The organism is Cytophagales bacterium (genome assembly GCA_033344775.1).
In the GTDB taxonomy this organism is placed as follows: domain Bacteria; phylum Bacteroidota; class Bacteroidia; order Cytophagales; family Cyclobacteriaceae; genus JAWPMT01.
The window spans coordinates 850,810-871,592 of the sequence record JAWPMT010000004.1 but is presented as its reverse complement, the minus strand read 5'-3'; the positions used below and the strand labels follow the sequence as shown (position 1 = coordinate 871,592).

The 20,783-nt window shown below is 43.5% G+C and carries 17 protein-coding genes; 5 read left to right on the top strand and 12 right to left on the bottom strand.

The genetic code is table 11. The annotated features are described in order from the left end of the window. Positions 1-121: 121 nt before the first annotated feature. From R8G66_12455 to R8G66_12420, 8 genes are all read right to left on the bottom strand, one after another. Positions 122-538 (bottom strand): BrxA/BrxB family bacilliredoxin, encoded by a 417-nt coding sequence (locus tag R8G66_12455; GenBank protein ID MDW3193175.1) that lies wholly within the window; start codon positions 536-538, stop codon positions 122-124. Positions 539-563: 25 nt separating this feature from the next. Next, positions 564-899: an iron-sulfur cluster assembly protein gene (locus R8G66_12450; protein ID MDW3193174.1), complete on the bottom strand. Its 336-nt coding sequence runs from the start codon at positions 897-899 to the stop codon at positions 564-566. Continuing rightward, positions 896-1,339 carry a SufE family protein gene (locus tag R8G66_12445; GenBank protein ID MDW3193173.1) on the bottom strand — a complete coding sequence of 148 codons (444 nt, stop codon included), beginning with the start codon at positions 1,337-1,339 and terminating at the stop codon, positions 896-898. The genes R8G66_12450 and R8G66_12445 overlap by 4 nt, the downstream gene beginning before the upstream one ends. Beyond that, positions 1,336-2,574, bottom strand: a complete 1,239-nt coding sequence (locus tag R8G66_12440) for a cysteine desulfurase (protein MDW3193172.1) — start codon at positions 2,572-2,574, stop codon at positions 1,336-1,338. The genes R8G66_12445 and R8G66_12440 overlap by 4 nt, the downstream gene beginning before the upstream one ends. Continuing rightward, the gene (gene sufD / locus R8G66_12435) at positions 2,571-3,851 is read right to left on the bottom strand and encodes a Fe-S cluster assembly protein SufD (GenBank protein MDW3193171.1); all 1,281 of its coding nucleotides are present in this window, start codon (positions 3,849-3,851) and stop codon (positions 2,571-2,573) included. The genes R8G66_12440 and sufD overlap by 4 nt, the downstream gene beginning before the upstream one ends. A 1-nt stretch (position 3,852) precedes the next feature. Beyond that, entirely contained in the window at positions 3,853-4,614 is a 762-nt protein-coding gene (gene sufC / locus R8G66_12430) for a Fe-S cluster assembly ATPase SufC (protein MDW3193170.1), read from the bottom strand. A gap of 41 nt (positions 4,615-4,655) precedes the next feature. Next, positions 4,656-6,101, bottom strand: a complete 1,446-nt coding sequence (sufB, locus tag R8G66_12425; GenBank protein ID MDW3193169.1) for a Fe-S cluster assembly protein SufB — start codon at positions 6,099-6,101, stop codon at positions 4,656-4,658. A gap of 144 nt (positions 6,102-6,245) precedes the next feature. Then, complete coding sequence (locus tag R8G66_12420; GenBank protein MDW3193168.1) at positions 6,246-6,707, bottom strand: Lrp/AsnC ligand binding domain-containing protein; 462 nt, start codon at positions 6,705-6,707, stop codon at positions 6,246-6,248. A gap of 598 nt (positions 6,708-7,305) precedes the next feature. Between R8G66_12420 and R8G66_12415 the strand changes: the two genes are divergently transcribed. From R8G66_12415 to R8G66_12405, 3 genes are all read left to right on the top strand, one after another. Beyond that, positions 7,306-8,301: a glycosyl hydrolase 53 family protein gene (locus tag R8G66_12415; protein ID MDW3193167.1), complete on the top strand. Its 996-nt coding sequence runs from the start codon at positions 7,306-7,308 to the stop codon at positions 8,299-8,301. 321 nt (positions 8,302-8,622) lie between these two features. Then, entirely contained in the window at positions 8,623-10,311 is a 1,689-nt protein-coding gene (locus tag R8G66_12410) for an AMP-binding protein (GenBank protein MDW3193166.1), read from the top strand. Positions 10,312-10,492: 181 nt separating this feature from the next. Continuing rightward, the gene (locus R8G66_12405) at positions 10,493-11,434 is read left to right on the top strand and encodes a DUF3078 domain-containing protein (GenBank protein ID MDW3193165.1); all 942 of its coding nucleotides are present in this window, start codon (positions 10,493-10,495) and stop codon (positions 11,432-11,434) included. 36 nt (positions 11,435-11,470) lie between these two features. Here the strand turns inward: R8G66_12405 and R8G66_12400 are convergent, their stop codons facing one another. Both R8G66_12400 and queA read right to left on the bottom strand, forming a co-directional pair. Beyond that, positions 11,471-12,367, bottom strand: a complete 897-nt coding sequence (locus R8G66_12400; GenBank protein MDW3193164.1) for a mechanosensitive ion channel — start codon at positions 12,365-12,367, stop codon at positions 11,471-11,473. A 166-nt stretch (positions 12,368-12,533) separates the two neighbouring features. Continuing rightward, positions 12,534-13,709, bottom strand: coding sequence for a tRNA preQ1(34) S-adenosylmethionine ribosyltransferase-isomerase QueA (gene queA / locus R8G66_12395; GenBank protein ID MDW3193163.1), 1,176 nt, complete (start codon positions 13,707-13,709; stop codon positions 12,534-12,536). A gap of 21 nt (positions 13,710-13,730) precedes the next feature. On the opposite strand from queA, the gene R8G66_12390 reads away from it, so the two are divergent. Further along, complete coding sequence (locus tag R8G66_12390) at positions 13,731-14,804, top strand: o-succinylbenzoate synthase (GenBank protein ID MDW3193162.1); 1,074 nt, start codon at positions 13,731-13,733, stop codon at positions 14,802-14,804. 86 nt (positions 14,805-14,890) lie between these two features. After that, complete coding sequence (locus R8G66_12385; GenBank protein MDW3193161.1) at positions 14,891-16,795, top strand: tetratricopeptide repeat-containing sensor histidine kinase; 1,905 nt, start codon at positions 14,891-14,893, stop codon at positions 16,793-16,795. A gap of 116 nt (positions 16,796-16,911) precedes the next feature. Here the strand turns inward: R8G66_12385 and R8G66_12380 are convergent, their stop codons facing one another. Then, positions 16,912-18,657 carry an SIR2 family protein gene (locus tag R8G66_12380; protein ID MDW3193160.1) on the bottom strand — a complete coding sequence of 582 codons (1,746 nt, stop codon included), beginning with the start codon at positions 18,655-18,657 and terminating at the stop codon, positions 16,912-16,914. Positions 18,658-18,915: 258 nt separating this feature from the next. Next, positions 18,916-20,673 (bottom strand): hypothetical protein, encoded by a 1,758-nt coding sequence (locus R8G66_12375; protein ID MDW3193159.1) that lies wholly within the window; start codon positions 20,671-20,673, stop codon positions 18,916-18,918. Positions 20,674-20,783: the final 110 nt, after the last annotated feature.

Here is a 20,783-nt window from a genome sequence, read left to right as displayed (position 1 = left end):
GTTTTTGTTCTTCATAGGATCAATAGGTTGATGATAAGACAGCCGCACAACCCAAAACCCTACGCTTATCCATAAAAAAACCTGCGCGAGGCAGGTTTTGTTTATGCATAATGCTTATTTCTTAGCAATACTCTTTGAAAACTTCCTGCAAGTGATCCGCGATCATGTGAGCAGGTCTGCCTTCAATATGGTGTCTTTCTACCATGTGAACCAAATCTCCGTCTTTGAACAAAGCAATGGCAGGAGAAGATGGAGGGTAAGGCAACGTGTATTCACGTGCTTTTTGAGTGGCTTCCATGTCCACACCAGCAAAAACAGTTGTCAGGTGATCAGGCTTCTTGTCACTGTGGTGTAATGCTGCTGCTACACCAGGACGAGCCGCACCTGCAGCACATCCGCAAACTGAATTGATCACTACTAGTGATGTGCCTTTTTCATTTTCCAGGTGATTGGTCACCGCATCTGCAGTTTTCAACTCGTCGAATCCGATTTGAGTCAACTCGGCCCTCATCGGTGCTACTAATTCCTCAGGGTACATATGTTTGATTCTTTATATTCTATAATTACATAAATCCTAGTTCCAGTTTTGCCGCTTCCGACATCATGTCGGTGGCATAAGGAGGATCAAAAGTCACTTCAACTTCGATATCGTTGATCCCTTCAATCTCCCCAATTTTTTGCTTGATCTCTCCAGGGATCTCTTCCGCAGAAGGGCAAGCCGGAGAGGTGAGGGTCATCAGTACATGGACATTATTGATCGGAAACACATTGATCTCATAGATGAGTCCCAATTCGTACACATCCACAGGGATTTCCGGATCATATACCATTTTGATGGCTTCTACGATCTTTTCTTTCAGTTCCAGCGTCTGGTCTTCTGTTACTTGTTCCGTACTCATGACTTCACTTCTTTTTGTGTACTGCTAAACGCCAAAGCGTAGATTTTCATTTGTTTGATCATCGCCCCAAATCCGTTGGATCGTTGGGTGCCGATGAATCGATTCATTCCAATTTTGGAAGGAAAGAAGATTTCCTGATTCAGGATGTCTTCCGGTGAATGGCCCGAAAGTACTCGGATCAGGAGACTTACCAGGCCTTTAGTAATGGCCGTATTGGAATCTCCTTTGAAAGTCACTTTGCCATTATCATGGCTGGCAGTGAGCCAAACTTTCGACTGGCAACCTTTCACAATGTTATCTTCTGTACGATCCGCGTCCTCAAATGGCGGCATTTGCTCACCAAGCTCCATGACGTAATTGATGGACATTTCGAAATCGCCATCCAGCAATTCAAATTCTTCAATTACTTCGTTTTGGATATCCTGGATCGTCGTGCTCATTTATGAAATTTAGCGTGAATATCTTTCAATGCCTCGGCCAGGACATCAATTTCTTCTCTGGTATTGTAAACCGCAAAAGAGGCCCTGGCAGTTCCTTCGATCCCAAAATGATCCATGATAGGCTGCGTACAGTGGTGTCCTGTTCTTACGGCAATTCCTTTTGCATCCAGAAACATGCCAAGATCAAATGGATGAACGCCTTCCAGATTGAAAGAAATGACACTGGCTTTGTTTTTGGCGGTCCCAACAGGTTGGAATCCGTCAATAGCTTGCAGTGTTTTGGTGCCATATTCCAGCAGGTCATTTTCTTGTTGTAACAAGGCTTCATGCCCTATTCCTTCCATGAACTCTATGGCTTTTTGGAAAGCAATGACATCTCCGATATTCGGCGTGCCCGCTTCGAACTTATATGGAATGTCATTATAGGTTGTGGCCTCAAACGTCACTTCCTTGATCATTTCTCCACCGCCTTGATAAGGATCCATTTTTTCAAGCAATTGACGCTTGCCGTAAAGCGCACCCATGCCAGTAGGACCATACATCTTGTGTCCCGAGAATGCCAGGAAATCACAATTCAGATCAATTACGTCCAATTTGCTATGTGGAGCGGCTTGTGCTCCATCCAGCATCACTTTCGCACCAACTGCATGTGCTTTTTCGATGATCGCTTTGACCGGATTGATGGTTCCCAGGCTATTACTAATGTAGACCATCGAAACAATCTTGGTCTTCTCAGAAAGCAACCTCTCAAACTCTTCCCAGATCATTTCACCATGCTCATTGATCGGTACAACTTTCAGTGTAGCGCCCGTTTGGCCTGCAACAATCTGCCATGGCACAATATTGGAATGGTGCTCCATTCCCGTGATTAGGATTTCATCTCCTTTCTTCAGGAATTTGCGGCCGTAAGCCTGAGATACCAGGTTGATGCCTTCAGTCGTTCCTTTGGTGAAGATGATCTCTTCTGATTCATTAGCATTGATGAACGATTTAATGCTCTTTCGGGTATTTTCATAGTCCGAAGTAGCACGTTCTGCCAGCGAGTGAATGCCTCTATGAATATTGGCGTTATTATTCTCGTAGTAATGCGTTAACGCATCGATGACATTTTTTGGCTTCTGAGAAGTCGCCGCATTGTCCATGTAGATCAGATCCTTGCCATTGATCTTCTGGTGGAGTACCGGAAATTCTTCCCGGATTTTAGTAAGGTCCAGTTGAGAGGCTACGGACATCATTGCCCCAGTCGGTTTTCAATGATCGTTGCAACTTCTTCTTTCACTTGCTCTACAGGAACATGATTAAGTGTGTCTTCAGCGAATGCGACCAACATCATGGCCTTCGCGGAGATTTCACTCAAACCTCGAGCTCTCAGATAGAAGATAGCCTCTTCGTCCAGTTGGCCAATAGTACAGCCGTGTGAGCACTTCACGTCATCTGCCCAGATCTCTAATTGAGGCTTGGTATTGACAATGGCGGCATCGGAAAGACTGATATTATTGTTGGCCTGGAAAGCATTGGTTTGCTGTGCACCAGGTCGTACGTAAATCTTACCGTTGAATACACCTCTCGATTTATCATCAACTACTCCTTTGTACAACTCATTGCTGTAGGAGTGAGGTTGCTTATGGTCAATGGCCGTGTTATTGTCTACGTGCGAATTTCCATCCAATAAGTACAATCCATTCATATAACTCTCACAGTGCTCGTCATTTTGAGCAATGTTCAAGTTGTTGCGAACCATCGCGCCTGAAAAAGAGAAGGTATTGAAATAGATTTTGCTGTCACGTCGCTGATGGGCATAGATCCCGTCTACAACGATGTGATTATCGGCATAAACCTGATTTTTGGTCAGATTCAAAGTTGCGTTCTTACCGATTTTGATCTCAGTGGTCACGTTGTGAAAGAGGGTTCCTTCACCTACGAATACGAGTTTCTCCACCAGATCAATTTCGCACAATTCAGCCACTTCGATATTCAGACGAGGGAAAGAACAGATTTGTCCATTCCTCAGATCAAATACATAGTAGATGAAAACTTGTGGTCTTATTTTCTTGTTGTTTGCCAGGATCTGAAGCCCTGTCGAAAAAAAAGCAGCATTCAGCGCAGCAAAGGCATCATGTTCCCCGGTAAGGGTCTCCAGCATCTCAGAAGGATTGTCTTCGTCGATCGTGTTGATTGTAACATCCTCACTTTTGATCAATGAAAGCTCGCTGCTGAAGGTACCATTGGCAAATACCAGATGTGTACCCGGCAGGTCGTAGAAGTGTTGTTGTACTTCTTCCTTGCTCAAACCAAAGGCGTCATTGACCTGGAGATAATCGATGTTCTTCTCGATGAATTTATCAACAGGAGAATACTTATATGCTTCGGTTTTCTTACCAGGAAATCCCAAAGATTTAAACGTCTCAAAGGATTGGGTCCTGACATCTTTTACCGCACCGTCTTTTTTTGAAATGATGAGCGTGTCAAAACCTGCTTCCAAAGCGGAGATGGCTGTCAAAGAATTATCCATCTTAAACGAGTTGACCTTCTACTTCTTCTTTGATCCAGTCGTATCCTTTCTCTTCCAATTCGAGAGCAAGGGATTTGTCACCAGACTTTACGATTCTTCCTTTGTACAAAACGTGTACAAAATCTGGTACGATGTAGTCCAACAAACGCTGATAGTGAGTGACTACAATGGTGGCATTCTCCTCAGACTTCAGAGAGTTGACACCATTGGCAACAATCCGCAAGGCATCAATGTCCAATCCCGAGTCAGTTTCATCCAGTACCGCCAGTTTTGGCTCCAACATGGCCATCTGGAAGATCTCATTTCTTTTCTTTTCTCCGCCGGAGAATCCTTCATTCAATGATCTGCTCAACAGTGATTGAGAGATCTCAACCAACTTCATTTTCTCTTTCATCAATTTAAGAAAGGAAACTGCATCCAGCGCTTTCTCGCCACGATGCTCACGTACCTGATTGATGGCAGTTTTTAAGAAGTTAGTGGTGCTTACACCTGGAATTTCTACCGGATACTGAAAGGCAAGGAATATGCCTTCGCGAGCTCTTTCTTCTGGAGCAAGCTCAATAATATCGTTTCCGAAATATTCGATACTTCCTTCGGTCACTTCATAGTCCTCCCGGCCGGCCAGTACAGAAGCCAGGGTACTTTTTCCTGAACCATTGGGGCCCATGATGGCATGGACTTCACCCGCTTTTACTTCCAGGTTGATGCCTCGAAGAATGTCTTTGTCTTCGATCGAAGCGTGAAGATTTGAGATCTTTAACATGTTATATATCGGTCAAATATTTTTATCAATGATTGAATGGCTTACCCAACACTTCCTTCAAGCGTCAGCGCTAGTAATTTTTGTGCTTCTACCGCAAACTCCATCGGAAGTTTGTTCATCACCTCTTTGGCAAAACCATTGACGATCAGCGCAACGGCAGATTCTTCGTCCAGGCCTCGTTGTAAACAGTAGAATATTTGATCCTCTCCGATTTTGGAGGTAGTCGCCTCATGCTCGATTTGTGCAGTTTTGTTTTCTGCGTCGATATAAGGGAATGTATGCGCACCACATTGGTCCCCCATTAACAAAGAGTCGCATTGTGAGAAGTTTCGTGCATTTTCGGCCCGCTTCATGATGTGCACCTGGCCACGGTAACTGTTCTGCGATTTTCCTGCTGAAATACCTTTAGAGACAATTCTGGATCGGGTGTTTTTCCCGATATGGATCATTTTGGTGCCTGTGTCCGCCTGTTGGTAATTATTGGTCACCGCAACAGAATAGAATTCTCCGACAGAATGATCACCTTTCAATATGCAAGAAGGATATTTCCAGGTCACCGCAGAACCTGTTTCTACCTGGGTCCAGGAGATTTTGGCATGATCACCCGCACACAGGCCTCGTTTAGTTACGAAGTTGTAAATACCTCCGTTGCCGTGCTTGTCTCCAGGGTACCAGTTTTGTACCGTTGAATATTTTACTTCCGCGTTTTTTGCAGCATAGATCTCTACGACTGCTGCGTGGAGCTGATTTTCATCTCTTTGAGGAGCGGTACAACCTTCCAGGTAGCTCACATAAGAATCATCTTCGGCAACGATCAATGTGCGCTCAAATTGGCCTGTATTGGCTGCATTGATCCGGAAATAGGTGGAAAGCTCCATTGGGCATCTTACGCCCTTAGGGATGTAGCAGAACGAACCATCTGAAAAGACAGCTGAATTTAGTGCTGCATAGTAATTGTCACTAACAGGAACGACAGATCCCAAATATTTTTTCACCAATTCGGGGTGTTCCTGAACGGCTTCACTAAATGAGCAAAAAACAATGCCCAGCTCCGACAACTTGTCTTTGAAGGTGGTGGCGACAGATACCGAATCAATCACAGCGTCTACAGCAACTCCCGTCAGCCGTTTTTGCTCTTGCAATGAAATGCCAAGACGCTCAAAGGTTTTGAGCAATTCCGGATCAACCTCATCAAGGCTGCTGGGTTTCTTGTCCTGCTTCGGGGCAGAATAATATTTGATTGCCTGGAAATCAATTTCCGGGTAATGGACATTGGGCCATTTCGGCTCTTTCATGTCTACCCACTTACGGTAGGCACTCAATCGCCAGTCGAGCAACCACTGCGGCTCGTCTTTTTTGGCTGAGATAAATCTGATGATGTCCTCATTGAGTCCGAGAGGTGCCTCGTCGGCTTCAAAATCAACGGACCATCCGTGTTCATATTCTTTTGAGGTGAATTCCTCTAATATTTGATCATCATTGCTCATACGAAAATCTCTTCAGGCCTAATTACTACTGCAAAGTAAATGCTTATTTGGAATAATTCTAAATAAGAACGAAGCTTATTCAGAATTACTCAAAAAAGGAAGCTTAAAAGGCCTGAAAAGGTTTCGAACGGCGGGAAAAAACGTTTAAAAACTTAGATGTCTGTTCAGGCTTTCTTCTAAAGAGATGAAAGTTTCGGTTCTTTCAATGCCTTCTATTTTTTGAATTTTATCGTGAAGAACGTCCTTCAAGTGGCGTGTATCCCGGCAATGGATCTTTAAAAAGATGTTGTAATTACCCGTTGTGTAATGGATTTTAACAATCTCAGGAATCTCCTTCAATTCCAGGACCACCTTATCATATAAGGAGCTTTTCTGGAGGTAAATGCCCATAAAGCAGGTAACGTCATATCCTAGTTTAGAATAATCCATTTTGAGGGTCGTCCCATCGACGACTCCCATTTCCTCTAGTTTTTTCATCCTCACGTGTACTGTTCCTCCGGAAACGAACACTTTTTTCGCTACTTCGGTGTAGGGGATCTTGGCGTCCTGCATAAGAATATTCAGGATTTTTAGATCTACATTGTCAATTTCATAATTTTTACTCATCTGAGGAAGTCAATTTATGAGATATATAATTTTGGTATTGCTAAATTAATCAGATTGAAAACTTTTGTCAAATTTATTAAAAAATTTTTAAAGAAAATGACAATGTATTTAAGTTTGTATCAACAAAGCGCAGCAAGTAGTGCCACGCTAAACACTGTAGGTTGATGAAAACGGCAGACATGCCCTTTTAACCGAGGGTGGAGATAAGGGATAATTTTCAAAAAATCATAATTCATGATTTCGAAACTAACCGCTCCGTGGAGGTTCAAATCCTTCTCCTACAGCCATCATTTTTGGGTTAATGTTGTTTGAATTGGGTCTTCTTAGGGGTGAGAAGGCCCTTTTCATTTTTTAATCCATCCTGTTTTCAAAACAACTTGATGAATCCTTGTTTTCCGATATATTCCTAAGATTGCTCACCAGAGCAGTAAATTTTCTACTTTACCTGGGTAGGAAAACCAATTAGCCACATAACACAATACCAGAGGATCAAAGTAACTCTCATTTTCTCCACAGGGATTAAGCTTGATCCTTTATCCGGTAGGGTATTCTCCGAGCTTCTTTTATTTTTAATAAGTCGGGAATAATTCACATCATTATGCTAGGAAATAAATGGGTTTACTTGAAAGGCTATTGTGTGCTCTTCTTACTGGTTTCTCTGGTCAGTTGTGATCATGAGGATGAACCCTCAGTTAATCTGGGTCAATTAAAGATGGGGTTCACTTCCTGGAGTTTCGGTCCGAATCTGCAAGATGTCGATGATACCTATGCTTTTATTGAAAGTAATGCCAATATCTACGCGGAGCACATTGACAACAACATACCCTGGAGTGCATGGATCAACAGTCAGGAGCTGCCTGCGGCATTCACTAATGAAATCAATGGTAAAGTCTCCCGAAAAATTGCTGGTAAAGATTTTCTTCTCAGCATAAGCTTACTTAACTCCAATAGAGATGAACTAGCTTCGGACTTTGATGGCACCATACCCGCATATGATGATCTTGACAATGCGTATATCAATGAAGCCTATTTCAAGCATGTCAATTATCTGGTCGAAGCATTTGAACCCGATTATCTGGTCATTGCCATTGAAGTGAATGAATTTAGGCTCAGGTCCCCTGAGAAATGGAATGCCTATCAGCGTTTGATGGAGGAGGTGACTGACAGGATTAAGCAGGCATATCCTGATTTAAAAGTCTCAGAATCGATTTCGCTTCATAACCTCATTCAATCAGATGCTCCGGATCACGAGGCATACGTAGAAGAAATGCTGGGCTACATGAATCAAATGGATTTTGTAGCCATTAGTTTCTATCCGTTTTTTAGAGGGTTTAATACGAAAAGGGAATTCCAGTCCGCTTTTGATTTTTTACACACAAATGTTACTGCACCAATTGCTTTTGTTGAAACAGCGCATTTAGCGGAAAATTTGTCTGTCCCTAATTTGAACGTTTCGATTGACGGAGACGAAAATGGTCAGAGGGATTATTTGGAGACTTTGATTGAGAATGCCAACGCGCTGGAATATGAATTTATCATCTGGTGGGCACACCGGGACTATGATGCACTGTGGTTGACTTCCGTGAAGAGGTAAAAGACCTGGGACAGATTTGGCGAGATACCGGACTCATTGATGAAGGCGGAAGAGAAAGACCTTCTTTTACGGTATGGCAGGAGCATTATCGTCCCAACTAGGAATTTTATTGGCATTGGGTAATCCCGTATGAAGGTCGTATAACTAAATACCCGGGGATTTGTTATACCATTGACCGATTACTGTGGTTGATTTGTAGTCTCGAGTTGAGCAATATTTTAAATGCTTAGGTAAATTGAATCCTTTGGCATGCATTTTTTGCATATCCTCAGTTTCACAGTATATATTTAAAGATTATTTAACCTTTTCAGAATTAACCCAATGAGTAAACGGCCCTGGTTAGAGAACTACCCGGATGGAGTTCCCCACGAGATCAATCCAGACGAATTTCCATCGCTAGCTGCGTTGCTAACGGACTCCTTTAAAAAGTTCGCGTCTAAACCTGCATTTGAGAACTTAGGTAAAGGCATCACTTTTCAGGAGCTCGACAAGCTTTCCGATGATTTCGCAGCGTATTTGACCAAGGTGGCCGGACTCAAAAAGGGAGATAAGGTTGCGATCCAGATGCCTAATCTCTTGCAATATCCGGTTGTGATGTTTGGTGCATTGAAAGCGGGTATGACCGTGGTTAACACCAATCCGCTCTACACACCTTCTGAGATGAAGCACCAATTCAATGATAGTGGTGCCAAGGTGGCGGTCGTGTTGGCCAATTTTGCCTGTAACCTGGAAGAAATCCTTTCCGAAACCAAAATCGAGAAAGTGATTGTCACTAAGATGGGTGACATGCTTGGTGGCCTAAAGGGAGCGATTGTCAACTTCGTGGTGAAGAGCGTGAAGAAAATGGTACCTCCCTATAATTTACCGGATGCCATACCTTTTAAATCCGTCATGGCAGCAGGTGCTAAAGAAACGTTTGAAGCACCTGAAATCACTGGAGAAGACCTGGCCTTTTTGCAATATACAGGCGGCACAACTGGTGTTTCTAAGGGTGCGATGTTGACCAACCGCAATGTTGTGGCGAACCTGACTCAGGTAAGGACCTGGATGTTCCATGGAGGCATGGAAGAAGGAAAAGAAATTTTCATTACTGCATTACCGCTTTACCACATCTTCGCATTGACTTGTAATGCGTTGATGACTGTTTCTATCGGGTCGAAAAACGTATTGATCACCAATCCTCGTGACATGCCTGCTTTCGTTAAAGAATTGAGCAAACACTCATTTACGGTGATCACTGGTGTAAACACGCTATTTAATGGGTTGTTGAATAATGACACCTTCAACAGTCTGGACTTTTCAAAATTGAAATTCGGTTTTGGAGGTGGTATGGCTGTTCAGCAGGTAGTAGCCGAGAAATGGCAGAACCTTACCAATTCACCTCTGTCTGAAGGGTATGGTTTGACAGAAACGTCACCCGTACTTACGTCGAACCCATTGAATGGAAACGGACGAATCGGAAGTATCGGAATGCCGATACCAAATACAGAGATTGTTTTGTTGGATGACGCAGGGAAAGAAGTTGCTCCGGGCGAGCCTGGGGAATTGTGTGCCAAAGGCCCTCAAGTGATGAAAGGGTACTGGGGTAGACCGGAAGAAACGGAGAACTCCTTCATTGATGGCTGGTTCAAAACTGGCGATGTGGCAGTAATGGACGAATCCGGGTTTTTCAAGATCGTCGACCGGAAAAAAGAAATGATTCTGGTGTCCGGGTTCAATGTTTACCCGAATGATGTAGAGAATGCTATTGCTTCTCATCCTAAAGTATTGGAATTGGCTGCCATTGGTGTGCCTGATAAAAAATCTACGGAGGCAGTTAAAATCTATGTGGTGAAATCTGATGACAGTCTGACTGAAGATGAACTACGCGCATATGCACGAGAGCATTTGACTGCTTATAAGTGTCCGAAACACATTGCCTTCACAGATGAACTACCTAAATCTAACGTGGGTAAAATCCTGAGAAGAATAGTGAAAGAGAATGACCTGAAAGTGAATAGCTACGAGTAGCGGAAAGGTTACATGAGACATAATGCCAGTTGATTGATTTTGACTGGCATTTTTTATTTGGTCAGGATTCGGTGGCTTGATATCGTTGATTGGGAGCTTTTCGTCTAGAATTTTCGCGATTTCCGTCTTGATCATGTTCATTTGCGGAAATATTTCTAAAACAGACCCTAACCTGTTTCATATGAAAAAATTATTACTCTTTGTATGTACGATTTCCCTGGGATATGCTGGATTTTCTCAGGACTCCACTCCATCAGATACAACCTATTGGAAAAGAGGTGGAATTGCTTCCCTTACGTTCACTCAGGTTTCTCTGACCAATTGGGCTGCTGGTGGCGATAACTCCGTTTCGTTAAATGGTTTTTTTACCACTTATGCTGACTATCAGAAGGATAAGATCATCTGGAAAAATGTCGTTGAAATGGGTTACGGTTTGATCCGTCAGGGTGGGGATGAAGCTGATTTTGAAAAAACAGATGACCGTTTCAATGTGATCACCGAATTTGGCTACAAGGTCTCAGATAAATTGTATTGGAGTTCACTACTTGATTTTCGTACCCAGTTCGATCGAGGATTGGACTCTGAAGGCAATACAATTTCCAAATTTTTTAGTCCCGCCTATTTAGTGGTAGCAACAGGTTTGCAGTGGAACCCTGATCCTTCGTTTTCATTATCTTATTCTCCTATCGGAGGTAAGTTCACTTTTGTGATGGACCAGGACCTGGCCAACGCAGGAGCTTTTGGAGTAGATCCAGGATTCTTTGATGAAAACCTGGGCCGATTCACATCACTTGGATCAAAATCAAGAGCTGAATTAGGATCTTTTATTAAAGCGTCTTTCAATAAGGAAGTCGTAGAAAATGTGCAGTTCGAGAGTCGACTAGAGCTATTTGCAAATTACCTCCAGGATTTTGGTAACATTGACGTGAACTGGCAAAACCTGCTGGTCATGAAAGTGAATGACTTTCTGACGGTGAACTGGCAAACGCAATTGATCTATGATGATGACATCAAGATTGATGAATTTAATTCGAATGGTGAACTGGTATCTCGTGGACCGAGAACACAATTCAAAAGTGTCTTTGGCGTAGGATTGGCCTACAACTTTGGCCAGGCCAGGTAATAAAGTATAAGAACTAAATGGGAGAGGGGGTTTGAATTAGTCTTGACTAATTGGAGCACCCTCTTCTTGTTTGATGTGGATGTCACGTTGCGGGAATGGAATTTCAATGCCTTTTTCACGAAAGACTTTAAATACCTCGAAAAGGATTTCGCTTTTCAATAAGCGTGGACGGTCCGTATACGTAGAAGTCCAGATCGCCAGAGTAAAGTTGATGGAGCTATCTGCGAACTCATCGAAAAAAACGACAGGCTCCGGATCTTTTAAGACATGATCATTCCGGTCAGCGACATCCAATAATAAGGTTTTCACCAATTCCGGATCTTCCTTGTAGCTGACCCCAATGGGGATTCGGTAACGAATGTTTCGGTCATTGTGACTCCAGTTAATGACTTTTTGGGAAATGAATTCCGAATTGGGGATGATCATCGAAATGTTGTCATTGGTCTGGATGGTTGTTGCTCGTACGGAAATGCTGATGACGTCTCCATCCACATCGCCTACCTCGATACGATCACCCACTTTGATGGGCTTTTCGAATAGGATGATCAATCCCGAAATGAAATTGTCCGTGATGTTTTGCAACCCAAAACCAATACCCACGCCGAGGGCACCTGCCAATAAACTCAAGGCGCTGAGATCAATTCCAGCGGTCTGAACAATGAAAATTGATCCGATCAGCAGGATGATGTACCGGGTAATAGTGCCTATGGATGCCCGGCTCGATTGCTCGACGTTGGCCCGCTCGAGGATGCCATGGACCAGGATTTTTCTGATCTTTTTGGTGAGATAGCTCAGCAGAATGAATCCGAAAATGATGTAAAGAATGGTGCCTACAGTAATTTCGGACTCCTTGAGTAATGGAATATTGACAAACTCCCAGATGGACTTCAACCCTGAAACGATACCATGCCAAAACTGTTCAACGCGTTCCATATCCAATTAAAATTAAGACATTAACCGGGAATCAATAGAATGAATTCAGTTGCATTTGAAATGTAGTAATAGGAGGCTGTCAGATTGAGGCCCTCGAAATCGACATTCTACATGCAATGCTACTACATATTTTTTGGGCATTAAAATTCCATCAACAGATCAAAGCCTACCCAGGAATCAATAAACTACTATCCCCATAACTCAGGAAACGATACTCATGATCCAACGCCTCCTGATAGACTTTGCGCCAGTCTTCACCAATGAAAGAAGCGATTAATAGGATGAGCGTTGAGCCAGGCAAGTGAAAGTTCGTGATCAATGCAGCAATGATCCGAAACTGATAACCAGGAAAGATGAATATTTCGGTATGGCCAATGAGTTGCAGGAGCTGCTTTCGCTCCATGAGATCGAGTACATTTTGTAAGGCAGCTTCTTTTGAAAGTGTAACCTCAGCTTCGTATGGTTGCATTTTTTTCACCATGAATGAAGCTTCAGGATCTTCTTGCAAATTCACCCCAAACCAATACAAGGACTCCAATGTCCGAAGACTAGTGGTGCCCACGGCGATGACCTTCTGATATTTCAGTAACTGCTCTACGTTCGAGCGAGATATGATGATCTCTTCCTGATGCATGGGATGTTCGGTAACGTCATCCGCTTTGATCGGCTGAAAAGTTCCCGCAGATACATGCAGCGTCACAAAGTCTTTGGGGACGCCCTTATCTTCTAGTTGTTGTAATATTTCATTAGTGAAATGCAGTCCTGCCGTAGGAGCAGCTACTGCACCTTCTGGTTCCGCATAAACGGTTTGGTACCTGTCTTCATCTTCTTTTTCGACCTTTCTTTTGATGTAGGGAGGCAAGGGCATTTTTCCCAGTTGTTGGATCAGTTCAGAGAAGGGGACTTGGTTATTCCAGTGAATGCTGACGGTTTGATCGGCCAACCGTGTGATGGTCACCGATAAGTTTTCCGTTTCGATCAGTTCGGGTTGATTTTCCGGCCACTTCTTTGCATTTCCGATCATGCATTTCCATTCACAATATTCCACGGCATTCATGGCTTCCTCCACAGTTGCAGGCGTTACGGGTTCGAGTAGGAATACTTCTATTTTGGCGCCCGTCTTTTTGAAGAAATGGATGCGAGCCGGAATGACCCGTGTATTGTTGAAAACCAGCAAGCTGTCCGGATTAATGAAACCTGAGATATCCACAAACGCATGATGGCTGATGTTTCCACGTTTATACTTCAATAGTTTGGACTTGCTCCGATCATTTAGCGGATACTTCGCTATTTTTTCGGTTGGTAATTCGTAATGGTAATCTGCTAGTGATACGTTTTTCACAAAACTTCTTTCCTTGATTTTATGCTAAAGCTCGAATATAAACCCTACACGCTTGACTTCACCTTCGATGCGGGAACCTCCCGTGGTGTAATGAAAAAAAGGGACGTTTGGTTTTTAAAAGTTTGCGATGATCGCAATCCGGAAGTTGCCGGCTATGGAGAAGTGGCCCCGCTGAATAGACTCAGTATCGAAGATGTTAGCCTCGTTCCTGATGTGTTGGAGCAGGTTCAGCAGAAGATCGTAAATTTCACTACTCCCAGAACGGAAGCAGCCGCCTTTTCAATTGCTCAGGAGTTGAGTCCAATTCCTTTTGCCAGTTTGCGTTTCGGCTTGGAAGTGGCGTTGTTGGACCTTGTGCATGGTGGTCAGAAATTGATTTTTGACAATGCGTTCTATCAGAATCAGGAGCCTATCCCGATTAATGGCCTGGTATGGATGGGGGATATCGATACCATGAAACAGCGGGCGCAGGAAAAGCTGGATCAAGGCTTCAAGTGTATCAAGATGAAGATCGGGGCACTTGATTTTCAACAAGAACTGGAAGTACTTAAATTATTGAGGGAAGTGTCTGTTGACCTGGAATTGCGAGTGGATGCCAATGGGGCTTTCGCTAATCACGAATCTTTGAGGAGATTGCTGGATTTGTCGGAATTCAACCTTCATTCCATTGAGCAGCCGATTATTCCCAGGCAACCGGAAGCCATGCAGTTGCTCTGTAAAAAAGGGGCTGTCAAAATTGCCCTGGATGAAGAATTGATCGGAATTGCAACCAAAACAGAGAAAAGAGAATTGCTCGAATTCTTAAAACCACACTACATCGTATTAAAGCCTTCTCTTATAGGAGGGTTCCAGTCTGCTCAGGAATGGATTGACTTAGCGGAAGAAATGAAAATTGGATGGTGGATTACCTCCGCATTGGAATCCAATATTGGTTTGAATGCTATCGCACAGTTTACGGCTGGGTTCAAAAACCACGAGTACCATGGCCTGGGCACCGGTCAGCTTTATCACAATAACATTGATTCCCCGTTGACTGTTGAAAATGGCTTGATTTCCTACACTGCAAATAAAGATTGGGGAGCGATGCCTTTATAGCGAATAAAGGCGGTTGTAGCATCCCATTTGCAGTTCCAATATAACATTTGCAGATTTGTGATCGGACCCGGTCCAAACCTAACATCATGATTCTCGCCAATCAAATAAAGATTCGACTCACGTTCGTCCTTTTGTGGATGATTGTGTCCCCATTATTATTGGCGAGGCAACTGTCAGACTCCTTACAAGACCGCTCGACCAATGAATTGCTGGATCTGGCCTGGAAGAATCGCAATACCAACCCGGAATTTTCGATCATATATGGAGAGGCAGCAATCGTCCGGGCATTAGAAACGGAAGATAGCGTTGCACTGCCCAGGGCTTATGGCTTCACAGGAGTGGCTTATCGGAACCTGGATCAATACATCAAAGCCTTAGAAAATTACGTGCAGGGTTGGCGTTCGGCCATCAACATCAACAATGTTGAAGAGCAGGCTTATGCTTACATGAACCTGGCCAACCTGAACTTGTACATCAATCGACCTGAGCAATCAAAGGAATACCTGGAATCCATGTCCGAAATCCTGGATCAGGTGGACAACCAGAATATTCTGGGATACTATTACCACTATTATGGCCGGGCGTTGATGGTATTGGGTGATCACGAAACTGCCGAGGAAAACCTAAAAAAAGCACTTGAGTTAAGACAATCTCAGAACAATGCCATTCGGGTGAGTGTGTGTGAGAAGTATTTGGGTGATCTGTACCAGCGAATGGAAGCATTCGATTTATCGCAAGAATACTATTCAAGGGCCATTTCCGGGCTGACCCCTGCCATTGATAAGCAATTGTATGGTACCTTGTTGTCGGATCTTTCTCTGTTAAGTACGAGGAGTGGAGATACTGATATCGCTCGAAATTATGCTAAGCAAGCTTTAGCGTTGGGGGAAGAAATAGGTTCTAAGCTGCGTCAAAGAGAAGCACATGAAGCATTGGCAGAAGTAGAGCGAGCACTAGAGAATTATAGCCAGGTACAGGTTCATTTGGATCAAGTGATCAACTTGAATGAAGCTTTATTTAGCGCAGACCTGGAATTACAAGCTGACCTGTTTGACTATGAGCTCTCACTGAAGGTATTGGAGTTTGAGCGAGAAAAGGAACGCATTGAGTATGAGGCATCCAAATCGAGGATCATGTTCATTGCCATTGCTATCTCATGCTTCGTTCTGGCAGTGCTTTTCTTTGGAGGCAGGACTTACGTCCAAAAACAAAACTTGAAGATCGAAAGAGAGAACAACAAAAAGATCACCGAACTCAACCAACAACTGGAAACCAAAGTAGAAGAACGGACCGAAGAATTAAAACTCCAAAACCAACGATTGGAGCAATTGTCGACTTATAAGTTGGAATTGACTAACATGCTGGCGCATGATTTGAAAAGTCCACTTGGCGTGATCGTAGGTTATTCGGACTTGATTCAGGAGAAGAGCTTTGGGGATAAGATCCGCGATTCGGCAAGTTCCATGCTGAAAATGATCTACAACATGCTGGATATTCAGCGCTTTGAAGAGGCGAACATGCAGCTAAATCTGGAAGCTGTGGAGTTGTCTGTTCTGTATGCCAAGGCAGAGCGAATGGTGCTGCCGATCGCACAAAACAGGGGAGTCAATCTTTCGTTGGAAGCTGATGGAACGCATCAGTTGAAGATAGATCGGGATATTGTGGTGAGGGTGCTGGCTAATTTATTTGATAATGCCTTGAAGTACACCCAAAAAGAGGGTAGCATTGGCGTCTATGCCGTTTATTCTGAAAAAGAGGGTTTCATCGCGCTGGAGGTCAGAGATACCGGAGTGGGGATCGCTGAAGAAGACCTGGATCACTTGTTCAATAAGTTTTGGCATAAAGACCCTGAGCGTAAGAATACCGTCCAGTCTACCGGTCTTGGGCTAAGCTTCTGTAAGATGGCGGTAGAAGAACACGGCGGAAGTATTTATGCGCGTTCCAAGAAAGGGGAGGGGACTTCTATTTTCTTTGAGTTGCCGGTTAACTAGTACCAGCAAGGTGCTGTATGACTGGAATTGGTTTCCAGAACTTCAAAAATGATTAATTGCTGCACCTATTGTTTTTGGTTTGACGTTTTTTGAATTTGGTCATATATAATCGCACCTTATTCCCGGTACCGATCTAGTAAAGAGATGAATCGTTCATCGTTCCAGTATGCTTTCCAGTCTTCGTCTTGTTCTACTAAGGATACTTTTTTATCTTTATTCTCTAGGCTAATAGCTAGATATTTAAGAGCTTCTTCATCTTTGCCTTGAAGAGCAAGTACGCATGAAAAGTTATATGATTGCCCTCCAAGTTCAACCCCCTTTTTGCATACTTCAAATGCTTGTTGCAATATTTTATTTGCTGCTTCTGCCGTCTTAGATCTAGATAAGGAGATTAAGCAATACCCCCAATTGGAGTAGGCCTTATAATAGTCAGGTTTGATTTCAACAGCTGCCTGGAATTTGAGAACGGCTTGATCATAAAGCACTTCTGCTTCTTTACCTGATTTGGTTTCAGCATATTTTCCCAAATAAGCCCCCCAATTGTTCCAGGCTTCATGTTTGTCTTGTTTGATTTCAATGGCCTTTTGATATTTTTCAAAAGCTTGGTAGAAAAGTGCATTGGCTTCATATGGCTCTTTGTATTCAGCTAAGTGCCCTAATGTATTTCCCCAATTATTCCATGCTTCGTGTTTGTCTGGTTTGATTTCAATGGCTTTTTGAAATTTTTCTGCAGCTTCATTAAAGAACATTTCGGCAGTTTCTTTATTTCCTCTTTGTGCTATTTCTACAAGATCCGTTCCCCAATTAAAGTAAGCTTCTGCCAAATCAGGCTTAAGTTCCACGGCAGTTTTATACTGTTCAGAAGCTTCTTCAAGATGATCTGATAGGCTGAATTCCAACCCTCTGGAAAAATACTTCCAGGCTTCTCTTTCAAGTAGTTCATCTTTATCCGTAGTACTCTTTAATCGTTCAATTGTTTGCTGTGCTTCCTCCAGTTGCTCTTTCAATTCGATTATTTCGGCGGATTCTTCATTTTCAGTGACTTGTTTGATTTCAATCAGTTCTTCGATGATGGAACTAATTTCAGTATGATTCTGAATTGTAATAGCTGTTAGAAAGTCAAGTTGACTGTCCAGAGTTTTGGTGGTAAGGATAAAGTGTTCCTGATTATAGGTGCCTTGTAGTTTTTTAATCTCTTGAAATATGCTGTTGATCTGGAAATCGCCCATCCCTGTGCCGATGAAGAGGATTGATTTGTTCAAGATGATATTCTTCAATACCAATAATGAATGCTCCGCATCGGGTTCTGGGTTTGCATAGAGATTATCGTAGTTGGTAGGGAAGAGTACCATCGAGTCGGCTTCTTCAAAGCAACCGTGTAGTTTGAACAACAATGGTGCTGACGGGTCTTTATGAGTGGTCAGTTCATAATTTTTGCCTTTGTAGGCTTTGTGTTTTCCCAGTTCACGTGTTGCTAGCTCAAAGGCATTGTCGTAGTTAGTGGTGATGATTTTTTTGGAGAGATGAAAAAGCTTTCGGTGCAATTCCAGGTCGTTGCTGTCCGGGTCAAGATCAAAAAAATCTTTGGTGAAGGCATAGATATCTGACTTGGGGATTTTCTTATTGATCTCGATCAAATCAAGCACTTTGATCGGATCGTATCGATCTACAAGTGGCAATAAGTGAGCTACATCATGGCCCTTATCGCTTAAGTGATCCAGGATTTTAGCCACCAGATGGCTCCAGCCTTTGATGGGTTGTTGGTGGATGTTTACCAGGTTGTAGGAGAGTCCGGCGCCTACAAATAGGAGCAGGTTGTTTTCATTGATGGCTTTTCGTAGCGCATTGGGGATGATGCTCATGCTACTAAGCTAGTAGCTTTTTTATGCAGGTCAAAGCGTTTTTCGTCACGGGTGTTTTGAGCCCCTGTTTCACCGGCCTTGTAAGGGATGAAAGAGACAAACTCAGCGCGTCATTCCAGAATTTTCTGGACTAATTTTTTAAAGTCCAGAAAATTTCAGACGCCCTGTCCGGGGAATCTCTTTTTACGCGCTGTTAAGACTCCAAACAAAAAAGCACCAACAAACCTGCTGGTGCTTCATGTACAGTAAGTGGAGGAATTACTCTTCTAACAGTTCGTATAATTGATCAATTTCGGTAGCGCTTAATGCACGGTCATAGATCAAAATATCATCCAATGCCATGGGAATGGTGAGTGTGCTGCTGCAGGTTCTTTGTCCAAAAGTCAGGATACCTTGATTTTCAGTGGCTGCTCCTGCGGTGTACAATAGCTCATCTCCCGTGATGGTTTGCGTAAAGTTCAAAGATGAATCATCCGGGCTGATGATCTTGTAGGTCATGGCGACACCTTCTTCATAAGAGACCGCCACAAAAACCCATGGCGAACGTTCACTGTTCAGGCCTAGGAGCGGGTTGTTGTTGTAAGAAGCCAATACCCCTCCGGAAGCGCTTCCCTGTCTTATGAAAAGTCTGCCAGCGTTTTGATTGATCTCGTTCACCATGAACAGGCCAATGGCAGGTGCTGCTCCGCAGTTCAGTTCCCATATGGGGCGGGTTCTGCGATTGCTGGTGGCTTCTTCTATTCTCACCCAAAGTGCAATTGTAAATGTTCCGTTGTGCCCGGTCCCTGCTGAATTTTGGTGCCAGTCAGGAATGGAAAACCCTCCTCCATTACTAGTGATTACTGCACCACTTCCATTTCCATTTCTATCGGTATAGACAGATAGGCCTCCCTCAGCTCCTCGCTCTATGCCGTTAAATTGATCACCTTTTTGTGAATTGTTCAGGTCACCTTTATCAAGAGGTAAATAGACTAGTGCTTCTTCGAGCAATGAAAGCTCAGACACGTCATTAACAACGATCGAAATGGCAACCTCTTTTGAGGTGGCCCCTTCTGATGACACGGTTACTGCAGCGGTAACAGAAGTATTGGTTTCAAAATCGAAAATAGCCGGCGTTTTGACACTGATCACCCCACTGGTTCCGATTTGGATGGCATCTGCTATGGATACAGACGTCAATTCAAATGTAACCGCATCCAGATCTGCCGAAGCTTCAATAGTAGCCAATTCCTGGCCTACAGTGGGATTCTCATTTACAGAGATATCAATGTCCGCAGGAGCGGTGATCTCATTCACATTGCTGAGATTGACCACAACAGTGACGAATTGTTCTATGTCACCTACACTAAGAAAGGCGGTCGTACTTATGGAAGTTGCAACTTCAAAGTCAAATAGCGTAGCATCGGCAACAGTCAGCTCCCCGGAGGCGGCATCGATGTTAAATGCTGAAGGTGTGCCTTCCGATCCTAAGCGAAAGGCCAAAGTTCCCTGGTCTGTAGAAGCCTGAATAGATCCGAGAACCAATCCTACGGTAGGATTTTCATCAATGGTCACCTCAAAATTTGAGGCAGTGATCATAGGGTCACTGACATCTGTCAACGTAACGTTAACGGCTACTTGCTCCGTTGTATTTCCACTGGCTACAATGACGGAAGCAGTTAATTCCGTTGTGCTTTCGAAATCGAAGAGGTCGGCATTGCCTACGGTTACCGCACCAGAAGAAGGGTCGATGGCGAATGCTCCCACCAAGCTTTGAGAACTGATCTCAAAAGTGAGACTTCCTGAGGAGGCAGTGGCTTGAATGGTACCTAGTGATTGACCTGGTTCCGGATTCTCGGCAATCGTCACAATCAGGTCGGAGGCGGTGATGGTGATGGTGGGCTCATCTTCCTCTGAGCAAGCTACAAACATCATCAGGCACACAATGAGCGGTGAGAGTAGGGGCATTCGAATACCTAAATGACGGATGAATTTTGATTTGATCTTGCGAATCGTGGCGGTGTTTAGTGTTTTCATACAGTTTTATTTTGTCACAAAACAATGGAATCACTTAGTCGACTTTTGACTAGTTGAGCGAATGGTAGGCGAATCTGGATAAAGGGGACGGGAATTTGAGCGAATGGTAT

Excerpts from the sequence above, each read along its gene's own strand:
- R8G66_12455 (MDW3193175.1), bottom strand. The coding sequence starts at position 538 with ATGTACCCTGAGGAATTAGTAGCACCGATGAGGGCCGAGTTGACTCAA.
- R8G66_12450 (MDW3193174.1), bottom strand. The coding sequence starts at position 899 with ATGAGTACGGAACAAGTAACAGAAGACCAGACGCTGGAACTGAAAGAA.
- R8G66_12445 (MDW3193173.1), bottom strand. The coding sequence starts at position 1,339 with ATGAGCACGACGATCCAGGATATCCAAAACGAAGTAATTGAAGAATTT.
- R8G66_12440 (MDW3193172.1), bottom strand. The coding sequence starts at position 2,574 with ATGATGTCCGTAGCCTCTCAACTGGACCTTACTAAAATCCGGGAAGAA.
- sufD (MDW3193171.1), bottom strand. The coding sequence starts at position 3,851 with ATGGATAATTCTTTGACAGCCATCTCCGCTTTGGAAGCAGGTTTTGAC.
- sufC (MDW3193170.1), bottom strand. The coding sequence starts at position 4,614 with ATGTTAAAGATCTCAAATCTTCACGCTTCGATCGAAGACAAAGACATT.
- sufB (MDW3193169.1), bottom strand. The coding sequence starts at position 6,101 with ATGAGCAATGATGATCAAATATTAGAGGAATTCACCTCAAAAGAATAT.
- R8G66_12420 (MDW3193168.1), bottom strand. The coding sequence starts at position 6,707 with ATGAGTAAAAATTATGAAATTGACAATGTAGATCTAAAAATCCTGAAT.
- R8G66_12415 (MDW3193167.1), top strand. The coding sequence starts at position 7,306 with ATGCTAGGAAATAAATGGGTTTACTTGAAAGGCTATTGTGTGCTCTTC.
- R8G66_12410 (MDW3193166.1), top strand. The coding sequence starts at position 8,623 with ATGAGTAAACGGCCCTGGTTAGAGAACTACCCGGATGGAGTTCCCCAC.
- R8G66_12405 (MDW3193165.1), top strand. The coding sequence starts at position 10,493 with ATGAAAAAATTATTACTCTTTGTATGTACGATTTCCCTGGGATATGCT.
- R8G66_12400 (MDW3193164.1), bottom strand. The coding sequence starts at position 12,367 with ATGGAACGCGTTGAACAGTTTTGGCATGGTATCGTTTCAGGGTTGAAG.
- R8G66_12390 (MDW3193162.1), top strand. The coding sequence starts at position 13,731 with ATGCTAAAGCTCGAATATAAACCCTACACGCTTGACTTCACCTTCGAT.
- R8G66_12385 (MDW3193161.1), top strand. The coding sequence starts at position 14,891 with ATGATTCTCGCCAATCAAATAAAGATTCGACTCACGTTCGTCCTTTTG.
- R8G66_12380 (MDW3193160.1), bottom strand. The coding sequence starts at position 18,657 with ATGAGCATCATCCCCAATGCGCTACGAAAAGCCATCAATGAAAACAAC.
- R8G66_12375 (MDW3193159.1), bottom strand. The coding sequence starts at position 20,673 with ATGAAAACACTAAACACCGCCACGATTCGCAAGATCAAATCAAAATTC.